The 6,244-nt window shown below is 68.6% G+C and carries 1 protein-coding gene; it reads right to left on the bottom strand.

Annotated features, from left to right (window positions below):
- Positions 1 to 6,244 (bottom strand): hypothetical protein (locus tag LN450_RS10560; RefSeq protein WP_228892772.1); only part of this gene is annotated, 6,244 nt, incomplete at both ends.

Genomic DNA, 6,244 nt, shown 5'->3' with positions numbered 1-6,244 from the left:
TTGGCACCCACCGCCGTACTGCCGTCGGCATTGACGCGGGCATTGCTGCCGATGGCGGTGTCGTTGGGACCATGCGCATACGCGCTGCCGCCAATTGCAGTACCGGTGACGTGGTTGGCCACTGCTGCCGTACCGACTGCCGTGGACGTGGCCGCCGGCGTGATGCTGCCGTCCACGGCAGCGGTGGGCGTGCCCTGCACCGCGGCTGTTGCATTGCCCGCAGTGCTGGCGACATTGCTGGACATATCGCTGACCGCAGTCGCCGCCACTGCCGGCACCGTTGCGGTGCGCAGCGATGCGGTGCGTGCGGCGGTGCTGGTCGGCGTGCTGCCACTGCGTGCATCCAGCTCGCTGACCTTGCTGTCCAACGCCGTCAGTGCCGCACCGACATTGTTGTAGCTGGCCCCCTGAATCACGTAGGTCGGCGCAACAAATACGCCTTGCGCACCGATCGCCGCACCGCCGCCGAGGAAGCTGGCCGCATTGCTCAACGACTGGAACAACTGGCCGCCATTGATTGCATCGGTGCTGGCACTGGCAATCGTGCCCGCACCCACATTGACGATACGGCGCGTGGCCGGGCCGCCGCGGCCATTGCCGCTGCCCACCGACACCGTATTGGCATCGTAGGTGCGCGAGCCCGAGCCCAATGCCACCGAATCGGCACCGCTGGCGCCAGCGTTGGCACCCAGTGCCACGGCATTGCTGCCGCTTTCGCGGACGAAGGAGTTGTAGCCCAGCGCAACGCCGTTTTCGCCGATGGAATTGGTCTGCCGGCCCATCGCGGTGCTGTTCACGCCGCTGGCGCTGCTATCCACACCCATTGCGCTGGCACCGGTGGCCGAGGCACGGCTGCCGGAGGCAACCGCCACGCTGCGTGCGCCACTGGCGGTGGCGCCGGCACCTGCCGCCGTGGCGCGATCGCCAGTGGCCGAGGCCACGCCGTCGCCGGTGGTCTTGAGCATGCCGCTGGTGGTCTGCACATCGGCCGCCAGTGCATCCAGTTGCCCCTTGTTGACCGCGTCGGTGGCCGCCTGGCCGGCGCTGACGTTGACGATGCGGCGCGTGGCCGGACCACCGCGGCCATTGCCGCTACCGATCGACACCGTGTCGGCTTCGTAGGTGCGCGAGCCAGACCCCAGTGCCACCGAATCGGCACCGGTCGCACCCGCATTGGCACCCAGTGCCACGCCGTTGACCGCGCTCTGGCGCACGAACGAGTTGTAGCCCACCGAGACTGCATTTTCGCCGATGGCATTCACCTGACGACCGACGCCGGTGCTGTTGATGCCGGTCGCCGACGCATCCACGCCAACCGCACTGGCGCCGACCGCATCGGCGCGGCTGCCGCCGCCCAATGCCAGGGTGTTGTCTGCAAGCGCCGCTGCGCTCTGGCCCAAGGCGCTGGCATTGACGCCGTCGGCATAGGAATTCCAGCCGATGGCGGTGGTGTAGTCCGCGGTGGCCCAGGCACCGGCACCGAATGCCGCTGCGCCCGTGCCGGAGGCACGTGCCGGGATGAACCCGAAGAACGTGCTGCCGCCCACGGCCACGCTCTCGTCGCCAGTGGCTTCGCTGAATTCGCCGACGGCGACGGCGCTGGCACCGGAGGCCAACGCAACGGCGCCGACGGCGGTGCTGTAATCGCTCGACGCGACCGCGCCATAGCCCAGTGCCGACGACAGGCGGCCGGTCGATTCGCTGTAACCACCGAAGGCGGCGCTACCGACATTGGATGCGGTACTGCGGAAACCCGCAGCGATGTCCTGATTGTCGGACGCCACCGCTTCGCTGCCCAGCGCTGTGGTGTAGGTCGAAATCGCCTGCGCGCCTGCACCATTTGCCGTGGCGCCGATATCGCTGGCCAACGCGTTGCTGCCGACCGCGCTGCTGTTTTCGCCCAGCGCCTGGGCATTGCTGCCCAGCGCTGCCGCGCCGGTGCCGCCAGCCAATGCGCCCACGCCCACGGCCGTGGCGTTGTCCACCACGGCCTGCGCGCCCGCACCCAATGCGGTGGTGCCGGTACCGGTGGCATTGGCACCCTCGCCTGCCGCCAGCGCGTTATCGCCCTCGACGTAGGCACCTGCATCGCTATCGGCGCTGCCGCTGGCCTGGAAGTATTTGCTCGTGGCTGCGCCGGCTTCGGCAACGGCGTTGAGCTGGTCCAGATTCACCGCGTCGGTGCCCTGCGTGCCGGCCGCCACGTTGGTGATCTGACGCTCGTTGCCGGCACTGCCCACCGACACCGCGAAGTCGCGATCGGCCACCGAATCGGCACCGAGCGCCACGCTGCTTTCGCCGGTGGACTCGGCAAAATTACCCAGCGCAGTGCTGTTGAGACCCGGCGCCCACGCCGCGCCACCGACGGCAGTGGAGTAATCGCCGGAGGCTTCGGTCGGCAACAGACCGAGCAAGGCGCCGCCGACCGACACGCTGTGGTAGCCGCTGGCCACACTGCCCTGGCCGGCGGCAACACTGTAGGCACCCGTAGCGGCCGCATCGCCGCCCACGGCGACGGTATTGGAGCCGCTGGCAGTGCTGAAATTACCCAGCGCGGTGCTGTTGAAACCGCTGGCGCTGGAATACCCGCCCAAGGCGGTGGAGTAGTTGGACGTCGCCTCGGCACCGAAGCCGAACGCCGCGGCGCTGGTGCCGTTGGCAACGCTCTCCGCGCCGACGGCGGTGGCCGATTCGCCGCTGGCGCTGGCGAAATAGCCCATCGCGGTGGATTCGCTGCCCTGCGCTTCGCTCAGTGCGCCAACTGCCAGCGCCCCATCGCCATACGCACCGGCGGCGGCGCCGAGTGCGGTGCTCTGCGCACCGGCCGCTTCGCTTTCGCCACCCACGGCCACGGCATAGTCGCCGCTGGCCTGGCTGAAGGCGCCATTGGACACGCTGCCAAAGCCGCTGGCCGCCGCGTTGTAACCGGCCGCATTGGCGTATTGCGCAGTGGCGCTGGCGCCGCTGCCGATGGCCATCGCACCGATGGCCGTGGCCTGGCTGCTGGACCCGAACGCACTGCTGTAATCGCCGTCGGCCGTGGCATTGGAGCCGGCGGCGGTCGCGTCTTCGCCCTGCGCATCGGCGGTGCCGGTGCCGGTGCCGGCGTACAGGCGCGCGGTATTTTCAGCGGCGCCAGCCACGGCGTTGAGCTGGTCCAGGTTCACCGCATCGGTGCCCTCGGTGCCGGCCGCAACATTGGCAATCTGCCGCTCGGCTCCGGCTGCACCCACCGACACCGTGTTGGCACGATCGGCGAGCGAACCTGCACCCAGCGCAACGCTATCGTCGGCAACTGCCACCGCACCGCTGCCGAGGCCCATGCTCCGCGTGCCCGAGGCGTTGGATTGCCAGCCCAACGCGACGCTCTCGACACCAGGCGCATAGGACTGGCCGCCAATCGACGTGGCGCTTGTACCCGTCGCAAGGGCGTAAGTGCCCAGGGCGACCGAATAATAGTTGTCTGCCCGCGCATTTGCGCCTATTGCCACCGACGAATCGTAGATTGCCCGCGCATTTGCGCCCACCGCCGTGCTGTCGCCACCATCGGCCACACTTTCGGTACCGATCGCGGTGTCGCGATCCATGCGCGCCACGCTTTCAACACCGATCGCCGTCGTTCCGCGGCCACTGGCAACGCTGGATCCGCCAACGGCCGTGCTGAAATATCCCGACGCCATGCTGTCGCCACCCAGCGCGGTGGCGTAGAAATCAGCGGCACGGCTGTTGTTCCCCACTGCCGTGGCAGAGTAGGCACTGGCGCTGGCATAGCCGCCAATGGCCGTGGAGTACGCATCGGCCTGGCTGCCTGCGCCGAGCGCAATTCCCTGGTCGCCTTCAGCCTGCGCTTCCCAACCCAGCGCAATGCTCTCATCGCCGGTCGCCCTGGATTGGCCGCCGAGCGAAATGGCACGCGGACCATATGCATTTGCGTAGGTGCCCACCGCAATCGAGCCGGTATCGGCCGCAGCCGCATTCGCGCCCACTGCCGTGCTGTTGTCACCGTAGGCGAGACTTTCGGTACCGATGGCGGTACCACCGTCACCCCACGCCACACTGGCAAAACCCAGCGCGGTCGATGCAGTTCCATTGCCGATGGTTTCGTAGCCGATCGCCGTTGCACCGCGCCCATTGGCGATGCTGGTGCCGCCCACGGCGGTGCTGAAATATCCCGATGCGTTGCTGTCGCCGCCGAGTGCGGTGGCGTAGTCATCGCCGGCACTGCTGTTGAAACCGACTGCAGTGGCATTGGCGATGCTGGCGTTGGCATTGCTGCCGACGGCCGTGGTGCCCAGCGCAGCGGCCTGACTGCTCGCACCGAGCGCAATGCTGTCATCGCCCGATGCGTTGCTGGCGCCGCCCAGCGCAACGGTGCGCTCGCCGAAGGCGCTGCTGTTTGCGCCGATCGCCGTGGATGCAGTGCCGCCCGCCGCGGCATTGGCGCCGAAAGCAGCGCTGTCGGCACCGAAGGCCACGCTTGCACCACCCACGGCGGTACTGGTGTCGCCGAATGCCACGCTACCCACACCCAGTGCCGTGGCGTCCGCGCCATTGGCGATGCTCTCGTAACCCAGCGCCGTCGCGCCGCTGGCGGTGGCCTGGCTCGCGCCGCCCACTGCGGTGCTGGCATCGCCCGAGGCGCTGCTGTTGCCGCCAAGCGCCGTGGTGTTCTGCGCCACCGCAGTGCTGTTGAAGCCGACTGCCGTGGCGTTGTCGGTGGTGGCATTGGCGCCACTGCCAACGGCAGTTGCACCCTGCGCAGATGCCGCGCTGCTGGAACCCAGCGCGGTGCTGTAGTCGCTGTCGGCCAATGCGTTGGAACCGGCAGCGACGCTGTCGGTGCCTTGTGCGATCGCAACGCCATCGCCGGTTGCGACGAAGGAGCGCGCAGTGGTGGACGCCACATCGGACACCGCAGTGAGCTGATCGAGATTCACCGCATCGGTGCCCTCGGTACCTGCCGCCACATGGGTGATCTGGCGCTCTGCGCCATCAGCACCCACCGACACGGTATTGGCGCGCGTGGCGACCGAGTTGGCGCCCAACGCCACCGAATTTGCGCCGCGGGCAGTGCTGTAATAGCCCAGCGCCGTGCTCAGTTCGCCGCTGGCCCACGATTCCGGACCCACTGCAGTTGCGCCTTCGCCCGGTGCATACGCGAAGTAGCCCACTGCGGTGGCTTCGGTGCCGGAGGCTTCGCTGAGCGTGCCCACTGCCGTGGTGTAGGTGCCTGATGCGATCGCACCGGCGCCGAGCGCGGTAGAGGCTTCGCCGCTGGCCTGGGTCTGCACGAAGAAGCCCAGACCCGGGATGTAATCGACCGGACCACCGACCGCGGTGCTGCTGGTGCCGCTGGCGCTGGTCTGCGTGCCCACGGCGGTGGCGTAATCGCCCGCCGCATTGGCCACCGCACCGAACGCGGAAGACTGCGTACCGGCCGCATAGGCACCGACGCCGAACGACGAGGCGGCGAAACCATCGGCATTGGCGCTGGCACCGACTGCGGTTCCGCCGACGCCGGCACTGGTGGCGCCGGTGGTGACCGGCACGCCGCCGTTGGTGACCAACGGCTCGCCGTCTTCGTCCACGGCAGCGCCGCCCACCGCCACGCTCGCCGGACCATTGGCCTGTGCGTTGTGACCGAATGCTGCGCTGTTCTGCCCGGAGGCCAGCGCGTTTGCGCCCACTGCAGTGGCGTTGTTGGCTACCGCATTGGCACCGGTTCCCAGCGCCGTGGTCGCCGTGCCGACGGCATTGGCGCCGTCGCCGGCAGCCAGGGCGCTGTCGCCTTCGACATACGCGCCCACGCTGTCTTCGCCCGGGGATGCCTTGAAGAACAACGCGGTGTCTTCGGCCACATCGGCCACGTCGCGCAACTGCGCCACGTTGACCGCATCGGTGGCATTGACGCCGGCAGTGACGTTGGTGATGCGGCGCGTGGCCGGGCCACCGCGGCCATTGCCGCTGCCCACCGACACCACGTCGTCTTCGTGGGTGCGCGAGCCTGCGCCCAGCGCCACCGAATTTGCGCCGGTCACGCCGGCATTGGCGCCGAGCGCCACGCCGTTTTCGCCGCTCTGGCGCACGAAACTGTTGTAACCGATGGCCACGGCGTTTTCGCCGATCGCATTGGTCTGGCGACCGATCGCGCTGCTATTGACGCCACTGGCGCTGCTGTCGGCGCCGGTGGCCACGGCACCGGTGGCGTTGGCATGGCTATTGGCGCCGATGGCGGTGGCCTTGC

Source organism: Xanthomonas euvesicatoria pv. euvesicatoria (genome assembly GCF_020880415.1).
Taxonomy (GTDB): Bacteria; Pseudomonadota; Gammaproteobacteria; order Xanthomonadales; family Xanthomonadaceae; genus Xanthomonas; species Xanthomonas euvesicatoria.
This window is presented reverse-complemented; position numbering and strand designations above follow the sequence as displayed.